General features: G+C 35.5%; 19 protein-coding genes, 1 other RNA gene and 5 pseudogenes. 19 read left to right on the forward strand and 6 right to left on the reverse strand.

What is annotated here, in order from left to right; genetic code table 11:
* The first annotated feature begins 108 nt into the window (after positions 1 to 108).
* The 6 genes from AC5LWL_RS05470 to ssrA all read left to right on the forward strand — a co-directional run bounded on the left by AC5LWL_RS05470 (position 109) and on the right by ssrA (position 6,136).
* On the forward strand, positions 109 to 630 hold the full coding sequence (locus tag AC5LWL_RS05470; RefSeq protein WP_493433382.1) for an SRPBCC family protein: 522 nt from the start codon (positions 109 to 111) through the stop codon (positions 628 to 630).
* A 605-nt stretch (positions 631 to 1,235) separates the two neighbouring features.
* Positions 1,236 to 1,469 carry a preprotein translocase subunit SecG gene (gene secG, locus AC5LWL_RS05475; protein ID WP_493436547.1) on the forward strand — a complete coding sequence of 78 codons (234 nt, stop codon included), beginning with the start codon at positions 1,236 to 1,238 and terminating at the stop codon, positions 1,467 to 1,469.
* Positions 1,470 to 1,959: 490 nt separating this feature from the next.
* On the forward strand, positions 1,960 to 2,703 hold the full coding sequence (locus tag AC5LWL_RS05480; protein ID WP_493433383.1) for an alpha/beta hydrolase: 744 nt from the start codon (positions 1,960 to 1,962) through the stop codon (positions 2,701 to 2,703).
* A 30-nt stretch (positions 2,704 to 2,733) separates the two neighbouring features.
* The gene (gene rnr, locus AC5LWL_RS05485) at positions 2,734 to 5,070 is read left to right on the forward strand and encodes a ribonuclease R (RefSeq protein WP_493433384.1); all 2,337 of its coding nucleotides are present in this window, start codon (positions 2,734 to 2,736) and stop codon (positions 5,068 to 5,070) included.
* A gap of 101 nt (positions 5,071 to 5,171) precedes the next feature.
* Positions 5,172 to 5,639: an SsrA-binding protein SmpB gene (gene smpB, locus AC5LWL_RS05490; RefSeq protein ID WP_493433385.1), complete on the forward strand. Its 468-nt coding sequence runs from the start codon at positions 5,172 to 5,174 to the stop codon at positions 5,637 to 5,639.
* 161 nt (positions 5,640 to 5,800) lie between these two features.
* Positions 5,801 to 6,136: a transfer-messenger RNA gene (gene ssrA, locus AC5LWL_RS05495) on the forward strand.
* A 776-nt stretch (positions 6,137 to 6,912) separates the two neighbouring features.
* Here ssrA and AC5LWL_RS05500 read toward each other — a convergent pair.
* A complete protein-coding gene (locus AC5LWL_RS05500) occupies positions 6,913 to 7,320 on the reverse strand; it encodes an LAGLIDADG family homing endonuclease (RefSeq protein WP_493433386.1) in 408 nt (135 codons plus the stop codon).
* 325 nt (positions 7,321 to 7,645) lie between these two features.
* Between AC5LWL_RS05500 and AC5LWL_RS05505 the strand changes: the two genes are divergently transcribed.
* Positions 7,646 to 7,816, forward strand: a complete 171-nt coding sequence (locus AC5LWL_RS05505) for a hypothetical protein (RefSeq protein WP_493433387.1) — start codon at positions 7,646 to 7,648, stop codon at positions 7,814 to 7,816.
* Positions 7,817 to 8,153: 337 nt separating this feature from the next.
* Complete coding sequence (locus AC5LWL_RS05510; protein ID WP_493433388.1) at positions 8,154 to 8,777, forward strand: CPBP family intramembrane glutamic endopeptidase; 624 nt, start codon at positions 8,154 to 8,156, stop codon at positions 8,775 to 8,777.
* A gap of 844 nt (positions 8,778 to 9,621) precedes the next feature.
* On the opposite strand, the pseudogene AC5LWL_RS05515 reads toward AC5LWL_RS05510, so the two are convergent.
* Both AC5LWL_RS05515 and AC5LWL_RS05520 read right to left on the reverse strand, forming a co-directional pair.
* Positions 9,622 to 10,939 (reverse strand): annotated as a pseudogene (locus AC5LWL_RS05515) (IS1380 family transposase).
* A 152-nt stretch (positions 10,940 to 11,091) separates the two neighbouring features.
* Positions 11,092 to 11,929 (reverse strand): annotated as a pseudogene (locus AC5LWL_RS05520) (IS1380 family transposase); the annotation flags it as partial.
* 104 nt (positions 11,930 to 12,033) lie between these two features.
* Here AC5LWL_RS05520 and AC5LWL_RS05525 point away from each other — a divergent pair.
* From AC5LWL_RS05525 to AC5LWL_RS05555, 7 genes and pseudogenes are all read left to right on the forward strand, one after another.
* Positions 12,034 to 12,261: a hypothetical protein gene (locus tag AC5LWL_RS05525; protein ID WP_493433389.1), complete on the forward strand. Its 228-nt coding sequence runs from the start codon at positions 12,034 to 12,036 to the stop codon at positions 12,259 to 12,261.
* Positions 12,262 to 12,420: 159 nt separating this feature from the next.
* A complete protein-coding gene (locus AC5LWL_RS05530; protein WP_493432582.1) occupies positions 12,421 to 13,761 on the forward strand; it encodes a transposase family protein in 1,341 nt (446 codons plus the stop codon).
* A gap of 263 nt (positions 13,762 to 14,024) precedes the next feature.
* A pseudogene (locus AC5LWL_RS05535) lies at positions 14,025 to 14,129 on the forward strand (2OG-Fe(II) oxygenase); the annotation flags it as partial.
* Positions 14,130 to 14,216: 87 nt separating this feature from the next.
* Positions 14,217 to 14,867: a bifunctional transcriptional activator/DNA repair enzyme AdaA gene (locus AC5LWL_RS05540; protein WP_493433390.1), complete on the forward strand. Its 651-nt coding sequence runs from the start codon at positions 14,217 to 14,219 to the stop codon at positions 14,865 to 14,867.
* A complete protein-coding gene (locus AC5LWL_RS05545) occupies positions 14,851 to 15,375 on the forward strand; it encodes a methylated-DNA--[protein]-cysteine S-methyltransferase (RefSeq protein ID WP_493433391.1) in 525 nt (174 codons plus the stop codon). Before AC5LWL_RS05540 ends, AC5LWL_RS05545 begins: the two co-directional genes overlap by 17 nt.
* Positions 15,376 to 15,415: 40 nt before the next feature.
* A pseudogene (locus AC5LWL_RS05550) lies at positions 15,416 to 15,713 on the forward strand (radical SAM protein); the annotation flags it as partial.
* Positions 15,712 to 15,881: pseudogene (locus AC5LWL_RS05555) on the forward strand (IS5/IS1182 family transposase); the annotation flags it as partial. The pseudogenes AC5LWL_RS05550 and AC5LWL_RS05555, both read left to right, overlap by 2 nt.
* On the opposite strand, the gene AC5LWL_RS05560 reads toward AC5LWL_RS05555, so the two are convergent.
* Entirely contained in the window at positions 15,843 to 16,130 is a 288-nt protein-coding gene (locus tag AC5LWL_RS05560) for an FTR1 family protein (protein WP_493433392.1), read from the reverse strand. The pseudogene AC5LWL_RS05555 and the gene AC5LWL_RS05560 overlap by 39 nt on opposite strands.
* Positions 16,131 to 16,347: 217 nt before the next feature.
* Between AC5LWL_RS05560 and AC5LWL_RS05565 the strand changes: the two genes are divergently transcribed.
* Positions 16,348 to 16,878, forward strand: coding sequence for a hypothetical protein (locus AC5LWL_RS05565; protein WP_493433393.1), 531 nt, complete (start codon positions 16,348 to 16,350; stop codon positions 16,876 to 16,878).
* Between the two features lie 174 nt (positions 16,879 to 17,052).
* On the opposite strand, the gene AC5LWL_RS05570 is transcribed toward AC5LWL_RS05565, so the two are convergent.
* On the reverse strand, positions 17,053 to 18,615 hold the full coding sequence (locus AC5LWL_RS05570; RefSeq protein ID WP_493433394.1) for a multicopper oxidase family protein: 1,563 nt from the start codon (positions 18,613 to 18,615) through the stop codon (positions 17,053 to 17,055).
* Positions 18,616 to 18,862: 247 nt separating this feature from the next.
* Here AC5LWL_RS05570 and AC5LWL_RS05575 point away from each other — a divergent pair, with 247 nt between their 5' ends.
* The 3 genes from AC5LWL_RS05575 (at position 18,863) to AC5LWL_RS05585 (ending at position 21,878) form a co-directional block, all read left to right on the forward strand.
* The gene (locus AC5LWL_RS05575) at positions 18,863 to 19,066 is read left to right on the forward strand and encodes a DUF2933 domain-containing protein (protein WP_493433395.1); all 204 of its coding nucleotides are present in this window, start codon (positions 18,863 to 18,865) and stop codon (positions 19,064 to 19,066) included.
* A gap of 84 nt (positions 19,067 to 19,150) precedes the next feature.
* The gene (gene lgt, locus AC5LWL_RS05580) at positions 19,151 to 19,966 is read left to right on the forward strand and encodes a prolipoprotein diacylglyceryl transferase (RefSeq protein WP_493433396.1); all 816 of its coding nucleotides are present in this window, start codon (positions 19,151 to 19,153) and stop codon (positions 19,964 to 19,966) included.
* Between the two features lie 457 nt (positions 19,967 to 20,423).
* Positions 20,424 to 21,878 carry an anion permease gene (locus AC5LWL_RS05585; RefSeq protein WP_493433397.1) on the forward strand — a complete coding sequence of 485 codons (1,455 nt, stop codon included), beginning with the start codon at positions 20,424 to 20,426 and terminating at the stop codon, positions 21,876 to 21,878.
* A gap of 339 nt (positions 21,879 to 22,217) precedes the next feature.
* Here AC5LWL_RS05585 and AC5LWL_RS05590 read toward each other — a convergent pair whose 3' ends face one another.
* Positions 22,218 to 23,723: a transposase gene (locus AC5LWL_RS05590; RefSeq protein ID WP_493433398.1), complete on the reverse strand. Its 1,506-nt coding sequence runs from the start codon at positions 23,721 to 23,723 to the stop codon at positions 22,218 to 22,220.
* Positions 23,724 to 23,931: the final 208 nt, after the last annotated feature.

The following is a 23,931-nucleotide window of genomic DNA, read 5'->3' on the forward strand; positions in this document are numbered from 1 at the left end:
AGAAGAGTTATTTACTTGGCAGCATTATTTTTTTTAATCTAAAAGGTTTTTTTGCAAAGCAGCGAGAATAGTAAGATGAACAAAAATTTTCCAGCAGGAGGAATAATAATGGCTGAACGCAAAGGGGTAAATAGTTTAGTAACAACTGTTGAGGGGCAGGATCTTGTGATGGAGAGGAATTTTTATGCTTCGAAAGAAGAGTTATTTAAGGCTTTTTCTCAATCAGATCGTTTGGAAAGCTGGTGGGGTCCCAAAGGCTGGAAAACAGAGAATAAAAAATTCGAATTCAAGCCAAACGGTATATGGCTTTATTGCATGAAATGTACAGATAGAAATCAAGGAGATTTTTTTGGTCAAGAATCTTGGGGTAAAGCGGTTTATGAAGAAATTGATTCTCCGAATAAAATTGTCTACATAGATAGTTTTGCTGATAAAGAAGGAAATACCATATCTGAGATGCCTAGTTTACTAATTACCGTCCATTTTATTGAACAAGGGGAGAATACCAAATTAACCATTCGTTCCCGCTTTGCTTCATCAGAAGACCTGCAACAAGTAATGGAAATGGGAGTAGTAGAAGGAATGTCCTCACAATTCGACTGTTTAGATGAATTCTTATCGAAAAATTAATTACTAGACAAGATAAAGAAACTAATATTTTCCAATGATATTAGCTATGTTTCGCAAAAAGATCCCGTGCCGAAGAACAAACGAGAAAACACAGTTCACAGTAGAAAACAAAGTATACTAAGCCACAACCCGATCATGGTACAACATATGCAAACAAAAATTTGACCATGAAGAATGAAAATAGGCAAGTGTGATTGAGTTTGTTGTTATGTTGAAGCAGGCTGCGGACTGGACTCATTGAGAGTTTGTATTACCTTTTTTCTATGTAGACAACTATGCAACCAAATTTTCATTTGAAAAGAAGCAGCTTTCTATTTTGTTATGAACTAGGGTTGAAGCAGACAGCAGGTGGAATACACGAAGACTCCCGTGGGAAAGTGAGAAAGACGAGACCCCGCAGCGCAGCGAGGAGGCTCGACGCTCGCCCACAGGAAAGCGAAGTGTATTCCACCTGCGGAACCTTTTTTTCATGGTAGACAATCACAAAACAAATAGATTATAGTTGGAAAAGTCTCTCTTATTCCCCAACAAGCTATTGTTCCCATTTCTAAAATATGTTACATTTATAGTAATGTAATAATGTTCGTCTTAATGGAGGTGTGATGATGCACACAGTTTTAATTACGTTGCTAATTATTGTTGCAGTAGCTTTAATAGTAGTAGTACTTCTTCAATCTGGTAAAAGCTCTGGATTATCCGGTGCCATTTCAGGAGGAGCAGAGCAGCTTTTTGGAAAACAAAAAGCAAGAGGCTTAGATTTAATTCTTCACAATACTACAATTGTGCTAGCAATCCTGTTTTTTGTTTTAACAATTGGAGTAAGTTATTTTGATTTGTAAAACTAGTCTGGTATAGATTTAAAACCTGGCCTTAGGAAGGTCAGGTTTTTTTCGAATTTTTATCCTAACGAAAAGAACAAAAACATAAATGCAAAACTCACTGCTTTTTATACGAATAGAGTTCTTACATATTAAGAAACTGAGGATCACTAGAACCATCATACAAAAAATAGTATTATTTAACTCATATTTAGAAGATTATACTGGATTGTTCGGATTAACTCTGCCTACAATAAACAATATAGCCAGCAAAAGCAACAACAGTGCATAATGGCGCATGAAAAGAAGTAGCTTTAGCTCCGAGTAGGCTCGTAAGATGAGCCCCATGGAAAGTGAAATGTATACTGACTGCGGACTATTCGAGACACCCAAAACCACTTTTCAGGGTAGTCATATTATTTTACTGCTCGCAGAAAAATAAGATAACATAAATGTTGTGCATAATAAGAAGCTGGAATTGATATTTATAGAAGTAAAGGAGAATCTATACATGAAAGTAGTTGAACAAAAACCATTAACGTTTAATGGAGATAATAAAAGGGCTGTATTATTGCTGCATGGTTTTACAGGAAATACTTCAGATGTACGGTTATTAGGAAGGTTTTTAAATACAAAAGGTTATACTTGCCATATCCCTTTATTAAAAGGACACGGAGTTCCACCAGAAGAATTAACACAGTATGGTCCTAAAGATTGGTGGAAGGATGTAATGGCAGGTTATGAATTTCTGAAAAATCAGGGGTATGATGAAATAGCGGTTGGAGGACTTTCTCTTGGAGGCGTATTTTCACTGAAATTAGGTTACACTGTACCTGTGAAGGGTATTATAACAATGTGTGCACCTATGTACATAAAAAGTGAAGAAGTAATGTATGAAGGTGTTTTAGAATACGCACGCAATTATAAAATGCGCGAAAGAAAATCAGAAGAACTAATTGAACAAGAAATGGCTCAATTCGCGCCTATGAATACATTAAAAGAGTTGCAACAGCTAATTGCGGATGTCCGTGCAAACGTGGATCTTATTTATGCACCAACCTTTGTGATCCAAGCAAGAAATGATCATATGATTAATACCGACAGTGCCAATATTATTTATCAAGAAGTAGAAGGAAGTCCTAAAGAAATCAAGTGGTACGAAAATTCTGGTCATGTTATTACCCATGATAAAGAAAAAGAAACGGTATTTGCGGACTTTTATGCGTTTTTAGAACGTTTAGATTGGAAAGAATAAAAGAAAAGCACCTATAAAGGAGGTTGCAAATTGGAAGATATTATACAGATTCACATAGACAAACTTTTAACTTATATGAAAGATGAAGCATACAAACCATTAACGGTACAAGAGCTGGAGGAAGCATTTGGGATTGAAGACTCTGCTGGCTTTAAAGATTTTGTAAAAGCGCTTGTGCAGATGGAAGAGAAGGGATTAGTTGTACGTACTCGAAGCAATAGGTATGGCCTCCCAGAAAAAATGAATTTAGTACGAGGTAAAATTGCTGGACATGCTAAAGGATTCGCATTCGTCATTCCAGAAGAGAAAGGGTTGGATGATATATTTATCCCACCTAACGAAGTGAATAACGCCATGAACGGTGATATTGTATTGGCTCGTGTTACATCGGAGAGTTCAGGTCAAAGACGAGAAGGAACGATTGTCCGGATTATTGAAAGAGGCGTACAGCAAATCGTCGGTACGTATTCTGAAAGCAAACATTTCGGGTTTGTTATTCCAGATGATAAAAAAATCGCAACAGACATCTTTATTCCAAAGGGAAGTACAAAGGGTGCTGTTGAAGGACATAAAGTAGTTGTAAAATTAACGGCTTATCCGGAAGGTCGGAAAAATGCTGAAGGTGCAATCGTAAAAATTTTAGGACATAAAAATGATCCAGGTGTAGACATTTTATCGGTTATACATAAGCATGGACTTCCATTGGCTTTTCCTGATGAAGTATTAGAGCAAGCAGATAAAACGCCTGAAACAATCGATGAGAAAGAAATAAAAAACAGACGAGACTTGCGCAACGAAACGATTGTTACAATTGATGGTGCAGATGCGAAAGACTTGGATGATGCAGTTACTGTTACGAAGCTGGAAAAAGGAAATTATAAGCTTGGTGTACATATTGCTGATGTTTCCTATTATGTAACGGAAACTTCTCCAATTGATGTAGAAGCAGAAGAGAGAGGCACGAGTGTTTATTTAGTAGACCGTGTTATTCCAATGATTCCACATCGTCTTTCAAATGGAATATGCTCCCTTAATCCGAAAGTGGATCGTTTAACATTATCTTGTGAAATGGAAATTAGTCCTAGCGGCGAAGTAGTAGCACATGAAATTTTCCAAAGTGTTATAAAAACAACAGAGCGAATGACTTATTCCGATGTTAATGCTATTTTGCAGGATAAAGATGAAGAGCTAACAAGCAAATATGAGCCACTTGTTCCAATGTTTGAGTTGATGGAAAAGCTTGCTCAAATATTGCGTACGAAAAGAATGACACGGGGTGCAATTGATTTTGATTTTAAAGAATCAAAAGTGCTAGTGGATGAAGATGGAAAACCCCAGGATGTTGTGTTAAGAGAACGTTCTGTTGCGGAAAAATTGATCGAAGAATTTATGCTTGTTGCAAATGAAACAGTTGCAGAGCATTTCCATTGGATGCAGGTTCCGTTTATTTATCGAATTCACGAAGATCCAAAAGAAGAAAAATTAAGAAGGTTTTTTGAGTTTATTACTAATTTTGGTTATATTGTGAAAGGTACTGCCAATTCCGTTCATCCACGTGCTTTGCAGGAAATAATCGAATCGGTACAAGGTTCTCCAGAAGAAATGGTTATTTCAACTGTTATGCTTCGTTCCATGCAGCAGGCTAAATATTATCCAGAAAGCTTAGGACATTTCGGGTTATCAACGGAGTTTTATACCCATTTTACATCGCCAATCAGACGTTATCCGGATTTAATTGTCCACCGCTTGATTCGCACGTATTTAATTGAAGGGGATATTAGTGCGCCTACTCAAGAAAAATGGAACAGTAAGCTGACAGATATCGCGGAACACTCTTCCAATATGGAGAGAAGATCAGTTGAGGCAGAACGTGAAACCGATGAATTGAAAAAATCGGAGTATATGTTAGATAAAATTGGTGAGGAATATGATGGTATCATCAGTTCTGTAACCAACTTCGGTATGTTTGTAGAATTAACCAATACAATCGAGGGGCTAGTCCATGTAAGCTATATGACAGATGATTATTATCGTTACGATGAGCGTCATTTTGCGATGATTGGTGAAAGAACAGGCAAGGTGTTTAGAATCGGTGATGAAATTACTATTCGTGTTGTAAATGTCAATAAAGACGAGCGAGCAATTGATTTCGAAATCGTTGGAATGAAAGGAACACGCCGGAGAGATCCGAAAAAAGACGGGAAAGTTTTCTCTACTGGAAGCACTTCTAAATCTCCACGAAAAGGAAAATCAAGTCGAGATAAAGAGAAAAGCAGTGGCAGTGGTGAGTCAAAAAGAAAAGGCAAAAAAGAAAGAAAGTTTTTCGAGAATGCGCCAAAAGCAAAAAGAAAGAAAAAACGGCGTTAAACGGATAGGGAAGGAAAATCTCCTTCCCTGTCGCAACTTGTAAAATTGTTTGTATAGCTATTATTTGATACAATAATGGCTATAGTCAGGGGGAAGAGATAATGCCAAAGGGCCAAGGTAAAGTAATTGCACAAAATAAAAAAGCAAATCATGATTATTTTATAGAAGAAACATATGAAGCTGGAATTGTTTTGCAAGGTACAGAGATAAAAGCAATTCGCGGCGGCAGAGTTAACTTAAAGGAATCGTATGCCCGCATTCAAAATGGGGAAGTATTTTTATATGGAATGCATATCAGCCCGTATGAACAGGGAAACAGATACAACCATGATCCTTTACGGACAAGAAAACTTTTGCTTCATAATAAACAAATAGCAAAACTAATTGGTGAAACAAAAGAAGTCGGCTATTCCCTTGTACCGTTAAAGCTTTATCTGAAAAATGGGTTTGCGAAGGTTTTAATCGGTTTAGGTAAGGGTAAGAAAAATTATGATAAACGTGAAACATTGAAAAAGAAAGAAGCGAGCAGGAATATCGAGCGGGCACTTCGCGAAAGACAAAAAATGTAATCCAATACTTTACAATTGAAATTTAAGTGAAGTATGTTATAATAATTTATGTCGATAAGACAAGCAAACTAAAGCTCCTATTTTTGAGCTTCCTAACGTTAACGCAATATGCGTGAATCGAGTGATGTAACAATCACAAGATTTTATCCGAATGGGGACGTTACGGATTCGACAGGGATAGTTCGAGCTTAAGTTGCGAGTCGAGGGGATCGTCCTCGTTAAAACGTCAAAGCCTATAACTGGCAAACAACAAAACAACTTCGCTTTAGCTGCTTAATAGCGCTTAGCGGTTCCTCCCTCCATCGCCCATGTGGTAGGGTAAGGGACTCAACTTAAGTGGGCTACGCCGGATTCCACCGTCTGAGGATGAAGGAAGAGAACAATCAGACTAGCTCATCGGACGCCAGTCAGCAGGCAGAAGAATGAGCGAAATACGAATATGTTGACTACACTCGTAGAAGCTTAAGTGCCGATGTTTCTGGACGTGGGTTCGATTAACATTTAGTCGCCTTGTATGGCAACATACAAGTGAAAATCCGGCTTTATCGGTGAAACCTAAGTCACTTAAATGTGATAAGGCAATGCCGAGCGGTATGTGAAGCAATTCAACAGCCGTGTATCGACTTATAGGCTGCCAAGCAGTTGGTAGTACTAGGATGCGAAATTCTGCTGAAAAGCAAATTTATATTTCGTATAATACGCCGGGGGACCTAAATTTTAGGTTCAAGATATAGTCAGTGCCATGACGAAAGCATGGAATAACATGTCCCACCGTCTCCACCAAATACATATTTGGTGGTTTTTTATTTGTCTGTGACGTAGAGCATAAAATTTCCTTTTGGAAACTTTATGCTTTTTTAATAAAAGGAATTTTATGCTTTATTTTATAAATAAAAAGGGGGAATTTGCTTTTTCTAGATAAATAATTTATTAATGAGCCGAAAAACATACTGTCATAACTAGCAAATGGTATTTAAACCAATACTTGTGTGTATAAAATTGAATGTAATCTATTTCTAGCTCATGTATGTTTTATATATCAAGCTCGATGTTACGTTAGAAAAATGCTTAACAATATAATTGCCTATATTCTTTTTATTAAGATAATGTTGCTATTATTAGCATTAAATCATCTTTTTTTGCCTTTAATACATCATCTTATAAATCCTTAAGAAAGAAATGGAGAAAAAATATAGATAAAATATAGATAAATCAAGACTTGGTAAAATGTGATTAAATTCATGGCAAATATATCGTTAAATTCACATTGTCTTTAAATCTTAAAAAAATTTTCCTCAAATAGAAGTTTTTCTTTTAATAATTTTTCTGTATATTTTCCATTTCGTGGGGTGACTTCATTATAATGGTTTAAAATCCATCTGGCCCGCTTCTTTTTTCTGTGAATTCTTAAAAAGGGATAAATCTTTTCTAAAGTAAAAAAGACATCTTCTTTTTTCTTTATAAATAACGTATATGCTTTTAGATGATGCTCTGGATTGTAATTTTTTTTATTCACAATCCTTCCCCCTATTAAAGACTGAACATATATAAGAAGTTCCCAGTCGGTAGATGTGATTGTTATACACGGTCTCCTATTTTCACCTTTATGCATTTTAGTTAAAGTAATACTGCCCTCACCATCTATAATTCCACCTACATATGCTGCTTCCCAAGCTTTCATAAAAACTCTCCTCGTAAATTTTATAAGTTTAAAAATAGAACTATTGGTATAATTATACTTAATCAAAAGAACTTGTGTTCTTTTTTTGATCTTTGTAAGAAATAATTCATACTTTCTAATTTTAAAGACTCAAACTTCGCAGAATGAAATCGGCAAATAAGCATTGATGTAGTTGGGAAGATCGTCCACCCAAAGCTGTAGTTGATTTTTGATTAGTTTTTGTATTTTCTTATTTGTCTTTTTTCTTACTAGAATCTGGTATAAAATAATTATATGAAATAAATAAATATCCATATAATTTACGAAAAATCAGGAGCAAATATAAATGACCAAAGACAAAAAAGATAATATCAGATTAGTAAATAACTCAATGTTGAACAGTGCAAACTCTTTAGGTAAACCATTGACGGAACTCTCAGCTGCTTGGAACAGCGCAAACTCTTTGGGTAAATCATTGACGGAACTCTCAGCTGCTTGGAGTACTACATCTCTATAAATAATGTAGTTAAGTTTTAGCTCACTGCATTTGGAACAAACGATACATTTATTTATCTAAAAAACCTTTAGTATCATTATGGTTTATTCCTAGGAAATCTAATGGTTTACGTCACAGTCTATGTGACTTGAATTATAAGTTCGCCGCTTTGGCAATGTTATGCTTCAAAAAACTTTAGGCAGACTATTGCTTCAAACTTGGCGTTTATCTTGAACTGTAGATTGTATCTATAGTTTTTTTTATGTTTAATAACGTATAAAAGGATTGGAAAAGTAAGTTGTTGGGAAATTAAATGAAATGAGTTAGTATAAGAAATATAAGAGAGGAGTAATCAGCGTTGAATTTATCTATGCTAAAAAAAGCGATTCTATTGATAAGTATAACCTTAATTTCTTTTTTACTCGAAAACTTAAAATTTCCGAAATTTATTTTTTTTCTTAAAGATATTCCTGAGTCATTAACTTTTAAAATCGAGAATCGAATAGTGGTTATAGGATTTGTTATTGTATTATTCCTTGTTTGTGGAAAACAGTATAAACATTTATTTAACATTACCCTACTTAAAGATAAGAAAAGTTATGTATGGATCTTCTTCGTTTTAGTAGCAGTAGTTATTTTAAAGCAAGCTTCAATGGGTTTTCCAGGTTCTTTTGGTATGATTAAAATGCCACAGCTTCATCCATTTCATTTATTAATAGTATTATTTCGAGTTGCCGTTCTAGTTCCTATACAAGAGGAGCTATTGTATAGAGGTCTTTTGATATTGGTTCCTTCAAAAAGAATCCAATATCTAATGCTAATCGTTTCTTCCATACTTTTTGCGAGCATCCATAGTAATCCTTTTCAAATGGTTTGGTTAGGATTTGGATTAGGTTTTTTAGCAATTCGTTTTAATAATATTTGGATTCCCATAATAGCCCATGCAATTTGGAACTTGCTAGCAACATTTGTTCAACTATAAAAAACTAAAAAGCTAGGGATCCCATTTTTTATGCAAACCTGAACGAAGCGCTCTATAAGATGGAGATTTCAGGAGATCGTTTTCTAGCAGAATTAGCAAATGGAGTAGATAAATAAGTAAAAAGAGCAACAAACAATTAAAAAATTGGTTGTTGCTTATTAAGTGGTATAGAAAACCTCTGGCTATGCTGTACTACACCCCAAAAGTTAGATTCTATACTCTAACTTTTGGGGTGCAGTACATTCACACTGGTGGTTTTGATTTAGTTGCCGGGCATGTTCACTAGCTAGGCGGGGCAAGTCTGCTAACTGACTTCCGTTTAGTTGCTAAACCTAAACTTATTCCCAAAATCATAGAGAAAAACATCCTATATTTCTTTAATTCTCTCATACAAATTCATTCTTTTTTATTTTCTCCACGTGCTTTTTATTAACTTCACATTAATTTCATCTCATTTCAAAATGCTGATAGCTACATTATCCTATTTCTACTAGAATACTGTCTTTATCAAACTAATTTTCAAAATTCACCATTCCTTTTTGAGTATGTATATTTGATAGGATTATTAAATAGTTAATAGGTCTGTAAATGGGTATTTTTACCAGTTTTTTTATCCAGAGAAATCAAACAATATATACCTGAATTATTCATACATCCAAATAAAAGCTTGATTTGACATCGAAGCCAAGCATTTTTCTGTTGTGTTATTTAAAAATAGGGTGTGATTATGATAATTATCATGAGGTACAGTTAGTAGCACTAAAAAATGGCCACTTTTGGACATACTTCTCCCTTGGTTTGAAGGAGGCCTTTAAAAAATGTTAGGATGATCATTATTTGTGGTTCATTCTAGCTTGAGGCTCTGAATTCGTTGTAGTACCTTCCAGAAAAACGATTGATACACAAAGCTGGAAGATAATTTAAAGTAAAAGGATCGTCCTGATTTCACCAATTTACTGGCAACTTTAACGATCCTTGTTCGTATCGTCTGAATTTGCATGTTTTTCTGTTCTTCTGGAAAACAAAGTGTGCGTAACCAATTCGTTAGGTTATACGCTAACAAACTTAGCATCATCCTTACTTCGTTTGTCTCAAAGTTATGGCTGCTCATTCGATCCAGGTAAAAACCATTTTTTGCTTCCTTGATATAGTTCTCCATCGTTCCTCTTTTTTGGTAGGATCGAACAATGTCTTTTGGAGAGAATGCATCTATCAAGTTCGTTACAAAGAATGCATGCGTAAAAAACAATTCGCCAGCCGGACGAACAGATTGGATGATCACTTTTCTTGGTTTGGACCATGATTTTGCTTGATATTCGGTTTCCTCATAATAGCATTCCGACTTTGTCACGTCGGTTGGTGTGGTTGAGGGATGAAGTTCGTCGGCAAGTCGCTGCAAGTTTGCATTGGATTTCAAACGAATGACATAATAAACGGATTCCTCTTCACAAAGCTCATACAAAGCCGGAACAGCAAAACCACTATCTCCACGTAAGAATGGTATCGTCTCTGGAAACTTTTCATTGTAATGGCTGATGAGTGGTTGTACAAAATCCACAACACCGTTGGAAGTATAGACATTGCCTGGTCGCAGTTTACCCTTTATAAAATCACCTGTTACGCCATCGAACGCAACCAATGGGTGAAAACCGATGGTCCCATAATGCGTGTTGAAAGCTGTAGCTTCTTGGTCTCCGTATGTATCCGCATGGGTGGAATCCAAATCCAGAATGATTGCTTTGGAATCTCTAAATTGATGTACGTTGTCCAAAAGTTCTTGGTTTGCTTGATTTAATTGTTTGATGGATTGGTTATCAAATCGTGGGAACAGACGAGACAAACTGGGTTGAGAAGCTAACGCATTTGTGTCAACAATTTGTGTAAAAACAGGATCGTTCGTCAATTGATCAGCAGCGTCATCTTCAGGATATCCAGCAATGATTTGATAGATTTTTTGACGAAGCTAATTGCTCATTTGAATGAACAAAGTAACGTCTGTCGTCCTTTAGCTCTAAATGCTTCTCCAATGTGGAGAAGCAACCAATTTTCTCATCGAATTCTCTAAACAAGAATTCACCCGTATCGGATGATAGAGCACCTCCATCATTAGACAACTTAATTTGACGATTGAAATCTAGTGTTATTTGCGGTAAAGTAGCCATTATAAGAACCCTTTCTGTTGGTTATTTGTTCGTACTTTAACTGTAACAGAAATGGGTTCTTTTTTCATTTATTTGATGCATGACTAACACAGCTGAATCCCTTGATATACAAGGGTTCGTAAGTGATCTTTGAATTTCTATGAATAATTCAGGTAACATTCTGTTTTTGTCACATTGGTGATGTTAGAAGATGGATAATATTCTTGTGCTATTTTTTGAAGCGTAGCATTTGATTTCAGACGAATCACATAATAAACCGATTCCCTTTCGCATAAATCATACAAAGCAGGAACCGCAAAACCACTGTCCCCACGAAGAAACTGGGATGTCTCAGGAAATATCTCCTTGTAATGTTCGATCAGTGGTTGAATGAATGCCACCACACCGTTAGATGTATAGACATTTCCTGGGCGTAATTGAGCTTTTAAAAAATCGCCCGTTACGCCGTCAAAGGCAACGAAAGGATGAAAACCAACTGTTCCATAATGAGCATTGTACGCCGAAGATTCTTGGCATCCGTAGGTATCGGCATGAGTAGAATCCAAATCCAAGATGAGTGCCTTCGATTCTCTATACGAATGAACTTTATCGAGTAGTTCCTGATTGGCATGCCCCAATTGCTCGATGGATTCGGTATCAAATCGTTTAAAAAATCGAGATAAACTAGGTTGGGAAGCTAAGGCAGGCGTTCCAAGGATTTCAGTAAATACAGGATCTTCGGTTAAATAATCAGCTGCATCATCTTCGGTATATCCAGCAATCATTTGATAAATCTTTTGACAAGGTAGATTTTCATTGGAATGGACATAGTAGGCTCTCGTGTCTTTCAAGTGTAAGTGTTTCGCCAATGTCTTAGAGAAATCGATTTTTTCATCGAACTCTCTAAACAAAAGTTCACCTGTATCCGAAGAAAGAGCACCTCCATTATTTGTTATTTGTTATTTTTATTTGACGATTGAAATCTAGCGTTAATTGCGGTAAAGTAGCCATTATAAGAATCCTTTCTGTGGTTATTTCGTTGTTGTTTTAACCTTATCAGAAATGGATTCTTTTTTCATTTATTTGATGCACGAAATAGTTATGGAGGGATTCTTATGGGAAAATGCAATATAGACCATTCTTACGAAAGTGTAGTTAAAAAGCTTGAGATTCAACAAAACTTACTACCTGAATCTTTAGTTGAAGATTTATATAGCTTTCTAAAAAAAAATCATTCACAGCAAATATTAAACATACTATTTCATCTTTTAAAAAAATATGATTTAGCATCTGAGGAAGAGCAGAATAGAAGAAATAAAGAATTAATTCTGCTTATAAGCTAAAGAAAGATTTCATCATCATATATTAACGGGCTGTATGAATGTTACCTCAGCTCTGAAGAGTAAAAGTTTTTCGAGATAATTCCACCTAACACTCGCCAAATATAGGATAATTAGGATATACAAAACCCTATTATATTGATATTTGGGAGGATTTTTTTTATGATAACTAGAAAAGACAAACGTGATAAAGAAAAAGGGATAAACTTTTTATTCGAGTTTCTGAAAACGCAGAAACACTTTTTTAAAGATTTTAATAAGTTGCTTAAAAAAGTAAAGGATCCAAGACACCAGGGCTATACCATTTATGACCCAGAAGTCCTTTTGATGATGGTTATTTTAAAAAACACCTGTAATCTAAAAAGCATGCGTGAAATGACGAATGAATTCAACAAGGACGAGTGCATTGAAAATATAGGAAAAATTTTAGGGATTGAACATTTGGAAGAATTACCCCACTATGACACAATCAATAATTTTCTTTCTCGGTTGAAACCAGCAGAACTTGAACATATCCGAACGTACATGATCAAAGAATTATTGAAAAAGAGGTGCTTTGATTCTTATCGGATTGAGGGGAAATATTGGGGCGTTATCATTGATGGTACAGGCATTTTCACGTTTAATGAAAAGCATTGTGACCACTGCTTGAGACGAAATTACAAGGAAAAGGATAAGGAAACGGGTGAAGAAAAAACAAAGACCATCTATATGCATCACGTCCTAGAAGCTAAATTGGTTGTTGGAGATATGGTGCTGAGTGTTGACTCAGAATTTATTGAAAATGAATCGGAAGACGTGGAGAAACAAGATTGTGAACTAAATGCTTTTTATCGATTGGCTACAAGACTTAAAGACACATTCAAACGGCTGCCCATCTGTATCATTGCCGATAGTCTTTATGCGTGTGAAAAGGTCTTTAACCAATGCAAGAAATATAAGTGGAACTATTTATTTCGATTCAAGGAAGATCGCATCAAAAGTATTGCCAGTGAGTTTCAGGTATTAAAAAATATGGAAGACAATGTCTTGAATATAAATGAAGATAGCCAACAAGGAAGAATTACTTGGGTGAACGGAATTGTTTATAGGGAACATCAACAAAGTGTGCTGGAATACGAAATGGAGACGAAAAAGGGAAAACAAAAGTTTCTTTTCCTTACCAACATAAAAATCACAAAAAAGAATGCCAAAAGGCTCGTTAACACTGGACGAAGCCGTTGGAAAATAGAAAACGAGGGATTTAACAGACAAAAAAACCTACGCTATCACATTCAACACGCAAGCAGTAAAAATTACAATGCCATGAAAAATCATTATTTATTGGCCCAGATTACAGAAATCATAATGGTGCTTCATGAGCAAGGGTCGAAAGCATTGAAGCGCGTCAAAAAAACGGTAAAAGAAATATCCTCGCGACTGTTAGAAGCCTTGCGCGGGCAAACACTAACAAACGAGGATATAGTACAACTGGGAAAACCAATGCAAATTAGATTTACCTAGTGCCATAATTATAACAAAAGGATGTGGTGTTGGGAAAGAGAAAAGTAGTTATCCACAATTTCACAATGGAAATGACGAAATTGGCTTGTCTTTTTTGGTAAAAAGGACGAAAATGACAATGGTAAATTTTTACATGTGAATAAGTTACTTTAACATCTTTCACATTTTTTTATCAAAGTTTACTCCTCGGAGCTGATGTTACCTCACATAGCTTGACAATAGTAGACCTAAAGTGCACTTTTTTAAGGATTTCTCTTTTTGAAATTGGTAAAAAAGGATATTATAAATATACGGTTCGTCACGGTGTAAGTACAATTACTTCTGGTGAACGAAACGGTCTTGGAATCATTTTTCACGATTCTAAATAAATGTTCAATTTCAATATCTTGCTATTTTATTCCCGGAATCATACATTCTGAATTCATAGAGGATATAATGTAGAAGAGGTGAGATATATGAAGGACAATATCAACAATCGATTTTATATGAATCATGAACATGACGTGTTAAATGATATTGGAATAATGACAGACGAAAAGTGGCAAGCAATAATAGACAATGACGCTTCGTACAATGACCAGTTTTTTTATGCTGTTAAAACAACGGGGATTTTTTGTAAACCATCATGCAAATCTCGCATTCTCAAAAAAGAAAATGTACGGTTATTTCAAAATGCCGAACAAGCTCTCAAAGCAAATTTTCGTCCTTGTAAACGCTGCAAGCCTACTAATGAGAGATTGCCTGATAATGAATGGATTACACTTGTTACTGAATTCATTGATAAACATTTTACAGAAAAAATAACGCTAGATACGCTAGCGGATATGAGTCATGGGAGTCCCTATCATTTGCATCGAACATTTAAAAAAATGAAAGGTATTACGTCCACTGAATATATACAACAGGTTCGATTAAACGTGGCAAAAAAGTATTTAATACAAACAAATAAAGCTATTGCAGATATCTCCGTATGTGTAGGTATGGCTAACACACCCTATTTTATTTCTTTATTTAAAAAGAAAACGGGGTATACACCAGCACAATATCGTCAGCTGCATCGTCAAAAAAATAATATGGAGGAAATGAAGAATGGAATTAAAGAATAAGCCAGAATTTTATTGGTCTTTGCTGTGTTATGAAGATTGGAATTTTTATATAGCATCCACATCTAAAGGGTTATGCTATGTTGGCTCACAGAACAAACCATTCGATGAATTGTCTGAGTGGGCTAAGAAACGTTTTCCAGGGAGTCTCCTTTTTGAAGACTATAAAAAGCTTAGACCTTATGCAGTTGAAGTCATGGAGTATTTAGAAGGCAAACGGAAAACTTTCACTGTTCCATTTGATTACAATGGAACACCATTTCAGATTGCAATATGGAATGCTCTTTGTCAGATTCCATATGGGCAGACAAAGTCTTATTCCGACATTGCAAACGATATAAATAACCCTGCTGCTGTTCGTGCCGTTGGGATAGCAATTGGGGCTAATCCAATTTTAATCACAATACCTTGTCATCGTGTAATAGGGAAAAATGGATCATTAACTGGTTATCGTGGTGGTTTAGAAATGAAGACAAAACTTTTGGTTATGGAAAAACGAGATATCCAATAATGAATGAGATTTGCCCTGCAAAGAATGAGAGGGGTTCATTCTGAAAAGTGACTTACTCTATAAGTACCCAAAAACAATTCTTCATAAAGGTACTGGCTTTCTTTTGGGATATACACATTCACTAAACCCTTATGCGAGCTGCTCGTTTGGTTGTTCCTATTGTTGTTATGTACACCAAATGCCTGACTCTCTTTAGAGAGGGAGAATGGGTTGATATTAAAAACGGGGCATCTAGTTTATTAAGAAAAGAACTTGGGCGTGCGAAAACTAAAGGGCCCGTATCTATTTTTATGTCATCAAGTACCGACCCATATCAACCCATAGAGTATAAGGAAAAAGGAAGCGATGAATAAAGGATTGGTTGATCCCTCCGTAGCTTTTATTCTACCCATGTTAAAGCGAATTTCAATAAAAAGAAGTTCGAAAAGAAGGTCGTTCGTGTTGAAACAAGATGCTACCAAGCTCAATTAGATGAAGAAATTAATGTTGACCGTGAGGAAATAGGCAATTAATCCTGCAGCTATCAATTTCATATATCCTCCTAAAAATACTTCAGAGGACTCCTCTATTTCTTTAAAGAAACTAAAAACGATGTAACCTCCAACTGCACATACTATAAAGCCAAAAACTACTCCAAAATGAACATATTTTGATAATGATTTACGATCCATTTTTATTAATTGTGCAAGTATAATTCCAATTACTAACGCTGCTTCTAGTCCTTCGCGAAAAGCCAATAAAAAGCTGGATACCATATTTTTTCATCTCGTGTATAGTTGATAACGAATCTCATTTCTAATAATAATTTAGGCTATAAATTATTGTCAATAAATTTTTTATAAGAAATAAAGTCTCTGAGTAAGAAGAGGCTATTTGCGTAAGAGAGTCACAAATTGTTCATATTTCTTCAACTGTGTCTGCATAAATTTTTGAGACTATTACTAGGTGAACAATTTATGAGGAGGAAAAAAAGTGAATAAAAATAAGTATTTTATGATTGTTGGAGCCTTTATTATTATTATATTTATTGGTTGGTTTTATATAAAGCAGTTGGCACTACCTAATATATTGTCAGAGAAAAACACCATCGCAGCGCAAGGTGAAAATACACAATCAAACGATTCTACAAAAGATAAAGAATCTGAATCCTCCTTATCGAGATTAGATATACAAGGCACAGTTTCTGTAAAAACTACATTTTTACCAGATAAAAGTACATCTGATGAGTTAGTGTTTGAAGTTGAAATGAATACTCACTCTGGAGATGTATTACAATATCAGTTGGATAAGCTGGTACAACTTGCATTTGGAACAGTCGTTAATACAAATGGTGAATTTGAATGGGAACCAATCAAAGAGGACTCTCATCATTTAGTAGGTTATCTAAAATGGAAAGGAACAATATCTAAAGATAGTATTACACTTCAATTGAAAGACATTGATAATATTCCTTCAAGATCATTTACTTGGGAAAGAGATGTTGTCAACTTAAAAGGAAAATAAATATAATCTATATGCAATTATCTAATGATGCTATTTATGTAACAGTAAAGTACATTTGTTGGATTATTACCAATAAAAATATCACAAGGATTTTTTATCAGAACAAAAAAGGATAAAAATAATTAAAGAATACGGTGGCTATCTTACGCCCACCGTATTCTTTTTCTAGTTTGGTTATTCAGGTTTATTATCTGTGTTAGGATCCGGCGCAAAGTTTGCTTTGTATCCATCATATTTAATAATATCTACCATTCCTGCGGTTGCATGATGCAAATCATGGCAATGGAACAACCAGTTACCTGGATTATTTGCTTCAAAAGCAACCACATACTCTTCGCCTGGTTTCACATTGACTGTATCTTTTATAATGGCTGCACCTTCTAATGCCTTTCCATTTTTGCTTAGTATTTGAAAAGAGTGTCCATGGAGATGCATTGGATGATCGGCAGAAGAACTATTGGTTAGTTTCACTTTTACTAAATCTCCTTTTTTAACCGTAAGTCCATCAATATTTGGAAAGGATTTACCGTTGATTGTCCAAATATTATCCATGTCATTTCCATTAAGATCCATTGTATACTCCACATCGTATTTTTGGTCTAAAGAAAAATGATCATTTTTTGTTTTGCCGTAATTAGTATAGGAGAATATAGGTAAGTTATCCTCTTGATTTGATTGATCCTTTGATTCATTAGTTCCTTCATATTGAATCATCGTTTTCATTCCTTTTGTGTCTGTCATATTTCCATGGCACTCCAAATACCATTTGCCAGGATTATTGGCAACAAACTCAATATCATAGCGTTCACCAGGAGCAATCGAAATTAACTCGTTTTTGATTTCCTGTGGTTCATTCAATTCCTGGCCGTCTATAGCCACTACTTTAAAGGTATGGCCATGAAGGTGGATATTGTGAGATAAATAGCCGATATTGGCTAAACGAATTCGAACCTTTTCTCCTTCTTTTACTTTTAACGGTTCTATTGCATCACCGCTTTTCCCGTTCATCGTAAAAATATCATAATTATTCATGCTATGAGCCATACTTTTATTCGAAGTGTTTTTTTGGTCACTTGATTTTGTACTTTTCTCCATATTATTCATACCTGCCATATCGTCCATGGACATACTGGAATCATCAGGATTGCTCATCCATTCGTCTAGCATCAGGGTGTAATCTCGGTCATATGTTTTTTCTTTTGGATCGACAATAAAAGATCCATATAATCCTTTATCTAACTGATTTACAGCATTTTGATGAGTATGGTACATATAAGTTCCGGGAACTGAGGCAGTAAATTCATAGGTAAAGGTTTCCCCTGGCTGGACAGCGTTTTGTGTTACACCTGGAATTCCGTCCATTTCATTTGGGACAGTAATACCATGCCAATGAATGGATGTAGGCTCAGGTAATTCATTTTTAAAATTAATTTTCACCTTTTCTCCTTCTTTTACACGGATTTGGGAACCTGGAACAGAACCGTTAAATGTCCAAGCTTCCACAGTTACTTTATTATTTAATTGATGGGAAACTTTTTTTGCCACCAGATTAAATTCATTGCCTATCAATGTTTTCGTATTGGTTGTTACCATCTCTTCAACTTTGGTGTTTTTTCCGTTTTCTTCCGTTCTTTCTTGATTTTTTTTATTCTCATCTGTACCTGTGCTCTTATTAGCCGAACACGCTGCCAATATAAGAATTAGAAAAACAAATAATGCAGTAAATTTAAGCTTCATCTTTATACCTCCATTTATTGTAATCAAAAATGATTATAATAAGGAATGGTGCAGAAATTGTGAAGTTTTTAACAAATTAAAAAAATAAACGATAAAAATCACTTGTATGTAAATAAATAGAAACCTTTCGTTCAATAAAAAGAAGAAAACCCCCATTGATGGAAGTTTCGCTTTATAGTGTTTGATTTCTTCATAATTTCTCCTTATTTTATTTGTATGATTAACAAAATGATTAGGAGTGATTTGAATGGAATGGTTATTATTATTGATCTGTCCAATTATGATGCTTTTTATGATGAAAGGAATGGGAGGTCATGGTCATCATAAAAATGATCATGATACATCCGATTCAAAAGTTTTGGATACAAAATTGTCAAAATTGGAATTAGAAAATGAAAAATTGAAAAAAGAAATTGACGCTCTTTCAACAATGGTGAAAAAAGAATCATAATTTAAAAAGATATTGCCTTTGGAAGAAAACGGCTTTGTTTTATAAAGGGTAAGATAGAGTATTTTTAAAGAGGAGAGATACAAATTGGAGAATATTCAGCCGTTAAATAGAGTGGCAGTTGAACTTGGGCCGTTTACTGTATATTGGTACGGTATTATTATAGGGATAGGAATATTAATGGGGTGGCTTATATTACGAAGAGAGTCAAAAAAATTAGGAATATCCCAAGAAATATTTGCTGATTTGTTAATCTTGGCAATCCCCATTTCCATTATAAGCGCAAGAATTTATTATGTATTGTTTGAATGGGACTATTATTCTGAAAATCCAGGAGATATTATTGCCATTTGGAATGGTGGCATCGCAATACATGGAGCAATCATTGGTGGAGTTATAACAACCATATTTTTCACTAGAAAAAGAGGGGTTTCATTTTGGAAACTTACTGACATTCTTGCACCAAGTATCATTCTGGGTCAAGCAATCGGACGGTGGGGAAATTTTTTCAATCAGGAGGCCTACGGAACCGAAGTAACAAGACTCTTTTTAGAAAACTTCTATTTGCCGGATTTTATTATCAATCAAATGTATATTAATGGATCTTACTATCATCCTACATTTTTGTATGAATCACTGTGGGATATTGTAGGATTTGTTCTTTTGGTTGTTCTTCGTAAATATCCTCTAAACCGAGGAGAAATATTTCTCTCGTATTTGGTGTGGTATTCAATCGGAAGATTTTTTGTGGAAGGATTAAGAACGGATAGTCTAATGTTGACTAATTCATTGAGGGTGGCCCAAGTGATTTCCTTAGTTCTAATAGGAACAGCGATACTGCTTATTTTGTTTAGACGCAGGAAAGGAACTCTAAAATACCGAGATGAAGAGACTTCTAATTAGATTAATGGTATAAAAAATTAACAGAGAAAAGAGGCAAGCATTCTATAAAGTGCTTGCCTCTTTTTTAATAAATTATAAAGTAGTTAAATTCTAATAAAAGCTTTATCTAAAAAGATAGCGTTTGTACCAAATTTGCACATTGTACTCATAATCACATCGAAGATCGGAAAAAGAATATAGGAAATACTGTACAGTTGATACTACTGAAAAGAAAGCCTTATTATTTCCTATTACTAGTGACTAGTTTAAAACAATTAAATTGCTGTTGTTAAATTTATCACACATCAGAAAACTATGTACAAAATATTTACTAAAAAAATTCAAAATAACTGCACATTTATAATCTAAATTTAAGTAAGAAAAAATTCAATTTATTTTTTCTTGGGATATATATGATTTTAGCTTTAATTATGTTGTATTGTAGCGATGAAATTACATGTAAAAGGAGTGTAAAACAATGGCTTTTCCTATTGCGAAAATACATCAAAAGTCGACTAAGACTATAGGAGAAATAAAATTTATTCCTTTATTGGTAACACTGGTTCTTGGTGCTTTGATTTGGTTTATTAATCCACCTGAAGGCTTGTCTAATCAGGCATGGCACTTATTCGGAATTTTTGTTGCGACGATTGTAGGCTTGATAATTAAGCCAATGCCAATGGGAAGCGTAGCAATCCTATCGCTGACTGCAACTGTCATTACGCAGACACTTTCCATTGATCAGGCTCTCAGTGGATTTCAAAATACAACTATCTGGCTAATTGTCATCGCATTTTTTATTTCGAGAGGTTTCATTAAGACAGGATTAGGTACGAGAGTTGCCTATATGTTTGTTAAAAAATTTGGAAAAAAAACACTTGGTTTATCCTATTCATTAGTTGCCAGCGATTTAATTCTATCACCCGCGATGCCATCAAACACGGCCCGGGCAGGCGGTATTTTGCTGCCAATCATCAACGCTCTTTCTGAAACTTACGGATCAAAGGTTGGTGATGGAACGGAGAGGAAAATTGGTGCTTTTTTAACAAAAGCATCTTTCCAAGGGGACATGATTACGTCAGCAATGTTCTTGACTGCAATGGCTGCCAACCCTCTGGCTGCTCAAATTGCTGGGGACATTACTGGTCAACGTATATCTTGGATAGAATGGGCCACAGCTGCAATTGTTCCAGGGGTGCTTAGCTTAATTTTGATTCCATATGTCATCTATATACTGTATCCGCCAGAAATTAAAGAAACACCTGCAGCATCAAAGATGGCTGAACAGAAATTAAAAGAAATGGGACCATTGAAAAAAAATGAATTTTATATGATCAGTATATTTCTTTTAATTCTGGTTCTATGGATTTTCGGATCAAATATAAATATAAACGCAACTACAACTGCTTTTATTGGTCTTGGGGCATTGCTTGTAACACAAGTATTGACATGGTCAGATATTAAAAAAGAGGAAGGTGCCTGGGATACATTGATCTGGTTCTCTGTTTTGGTCATGATGGCTAGCTTCCTATATGAACTAGGTATGATTCCATGGTTTAGCGAAATAATGCAAGGTGCTGTAAGCGGCATGTCTTGGATTTGGGCATTAGTTGTCTTATCCATGGTTTACTTCTACTCCCACTATTTGTTTGCGAGCAACACGGCCCATGTGAGTGCAATGTATGCAGCATTCCTAGCTGTTTTGGTAGCTGCTGGAGCACCGGCGATTGTTTCGGCACTATTATTAGCTGTATTTAGTAATTTATTTGGCTGTTTAACCAATTATAGCAGCGGACCAGCTCCTGTTTTCTTTGGAACTGGGTATGTAACCCAAAACAAATGGTGGTCACTTGGATTTATCATCTCCATCATTCATATTGTTATATGGTTCGTTGTCGGAGGTGCATGGTGGAAGTTATTAGGACTTTGGTGATCCTGATTTCTAGGAGATAGAACTCTTGAAATCTACTTGCCATACTAAAGGTTTAAATACTATTAACTGAAATTGTACTACGATTAGGACGATGATGTTGATTACATATCTTTATGTGCAAAATATGTTGATATTAATCTCTAAAAATATAGAGGAAAAGAAAATATAAAATATTTCTCAATATACTCTCGGAATTTCTAAGTGAAAAGCCATCAAAATTCCAAATAATTACTGGGAATAACGAATGTTTTGATGAACGAGAGTCTATTTTCAAAGATTTTCAAAAAAAGTGCATGCCAAAATAAGCCTAACCTATACTATTTTTTAAAAATCTTACGATTAGGCTATGGAAGGAAAAATGTGACCTTTAAGAAAGGCAAGTTCATCTTTTTGATGGGCGTACCAAGCGTCTATGTGCTGACAAATCATGATTCCAAAAATACGGATGTACCACATCATGGTTGACCGATGTTTTCCAGCTTCTAAATGATAATCAATCTTCTCTCGCTTGTTTGAGCGTTCTATGGAAGAGCGTCGTTTATAGATTAATTTCCATTTATCTGTTTCCCTTGACGTTTTCGGGAATAGACGTAGATTATCCTTACTGTGCGTATGGTAGGTTCGTCCGTACTTAGCGGTGGAACAAGGTGTTTTACAAGTGTTTTTCTTCCCGCAAGCCATTGGACAACGCCATTTTTGGCGATTCTGTGTGTGATCGTGGCCGTTTGGTTTCATCTTTTTCCCGATTGGACAAATAGGAACGCCTTCTGGTGAAATTTGAATATCACTTTCCGTTTTCATGTTTTTCTTGGACCGTTTGTTTAGATCTATGATAGGTTCCACCTGTTTATGGTCAATCAGTTGATAAATGGCTTCGGCATCATGTGCAGCGTCAAGAAGCATTTTATCTACCGCGCCCAAGTTGAATCGTTGTGAAAATTCAGTCCAACTAACGACAAAGCTGACCGAGTCGTGGCAAGAAGCTAAATTAAGACGCGGATATAAGGGTAAGTCGTATGGACTGTCGCATGCATTAATCATGTAGAGATGATACCCGTTGAAGTACTTTTCTCGATGACTATCCCAATCGCTGTCACAGTCTGGCTGGGAGTGCGTGCGGGCATGATTGCATTTCACTATACCTTGGGCGCGACAGTTACAAGTGGGCTTGCTTCGGATGTGGGATAAAGTGACAACGGGCGTACCGTCGCCGGCAACGTTCAGTTGTTCCAGATTTCCGAGTAACCCTAACTTGGCTGAAATGGTAAGAATTTGATTTTGAAAGAAGTGGAAAAGGCGGTCTGACGGAAGTTCCTTTTTATGATCGAGTCTAGGGAGGATCCATTCCACCAATCGCTTTATCCGGCCAGGTTTAGAGATAGGCGCCTTTTCCCCTTTCTTTCCTCTTTTGGGTTTACGCTTGCGGGACCTTTTACTTTTCTTTTTATGGGTGACGTTCTTTTTATCAAAGACCCATAAGCGGTCAAAAAAGTCGTGAAATGTACCAACACCAGGCGTATCGCCCGGTTCAAACCCACTAAGAATGGCATAGAGAGGAACACGCACAAGCTCATCGACCCATTTCGTAATACTCATGGTGGGATTCGTTAAAATCAACAGTAGATAAGATCGCATCATGGATGCTGGATCTCGAGGTAATGGTCCTTTTTTTCCGTAAATATCGGCTAACAGTACGGTGATTTCGGAAAGATCAGTAATCCAAAGTTTAGTGATGACAGGCCAGTCCCTATTTACAAGTGTTAAGAGACCACCTGAATAGTGTTTTTGGAGTTGATCCATTACAAAATTTTGATAGGTTTCTTGCGGAATAAAAATCGGTTTCATAATAAACACCTCAATCATGGTTAGTAAGGAAAAATGTCCCTTCAACCGCGATTATTGGGGTGATTTTGAAAAGTCAAGTGTTTTTCGTTGGATTTAGCTACAATATTTTGACAATTCATTTCCAATTCGAAATATTGCTCTAAATAAAAAAACTCCTACAAAGTAGGAGGGAAATCATTTGGATGGGGGAAGGAAACCCTTGTCCTAT

The organism is Niallia sp. WK069_GA_01 (assembly GCF_983173855.1).

Coding starts and splice junctions, on each gene's coding strand:
- AC5LWL_RS05570 (WP_493433394.1), bottom strand. CDS start 18,615: ATGAAGCTTAAATTTACTGCATTATTTGTTTTTCTAATTCTTATATTG.
- AC5LWL_RS05500 (WP_493433386.1), bottom strand. CDS start 7,320: ATGAAAGCTTGGGAAGCAGCATATGTAGGTGGAATTATAGATGGTGAG.
- AC5LWL_RS05545 (WP_493433391.1), top strand. CDS start 14,851: ATGGAATTAAAGAATAAGCCAGAATTTTATTGGTCTTTGCTGTGTTAT.
- AC5LWL_RS05480 (WP_493433383.1), top strand. CDS start 1,960: ATGAAAGTAGTTGAACAAAAACCATTAACGTTTAATGGAGATAATAAA.
- AC5LWL_RS05525 (WP_493433389.1), top strand. CDS start 12,034: ATGGGAAAATGCAATATAGACCATTCTTACGAAAGTGTAGTTAAAAAG.
- AC5LWL_RS05530 (WP_493432582.1), top strand. CDS start 12,421: ATGATAACTAGAAAAGACAAACGTGATAAAGAAAAAGGGATAAACTTT.
- smpB (WP_493433385.1), top strand. CDS start 5,172: ATGCCAAAGGGCCAAGGTAAAGTAATTGCACAAAATAAAAAAGCAAAT.
- AC5LWL_RS05470 (WP_493433382.1), top strand. CDS start 109: ATGGCTGAACGCAAAGGGGTAAATAGTTTAGTAACAACTGTTGAGGGG.
- AC5LWL_RS05540 (WP_493433390.1), top strand. CDS start 14,217: ATGAAGGACAATATCAACAATCGATTTTATATGAATCATGAACATGAC.
- AC5LWL_RS05585 (WP_493433397.1), top strand. CDS start 20,424: ATGGCTTTTCCTATTGCGAAAATACATCAAAAGTCGACTAAGACTATA.
- AC5LWL_RS05590 (WP_493433398.1), bottom strand. CDS start 23,723: ATGAAACCGATTTTTATTCCGCAAGAAACCTATCAAAATTTTGTAATG.
- AC5LWL_RS05575 (WP_493433395.1), top strand. CDS start 18,863: ATGGAATGGTTATTATTATTGATCTGTCCAATTATGATGCTTTTTATG.
- AC5LWL_RS05505 (WP_493433387.1), top strand. CDS start 7,646: ATGACCAAAGACAAAAAAGATAATATCAGATTAGTAAATAACTCAATG.
- secG (WP_493436547.1), top strand. CDS start 1,236: ATGCACACAGTTTTAATTACGTTGCTAATTATTGTTGCAGTAGCTTTA.
- AC5LWL_RS05560 (WP_493433392.1), bottom strand. CDS start 16,130: ATGGTATCCAGCTTTTTATTGGCTTTTCGCGAAGGACTAGAAGCAGCG.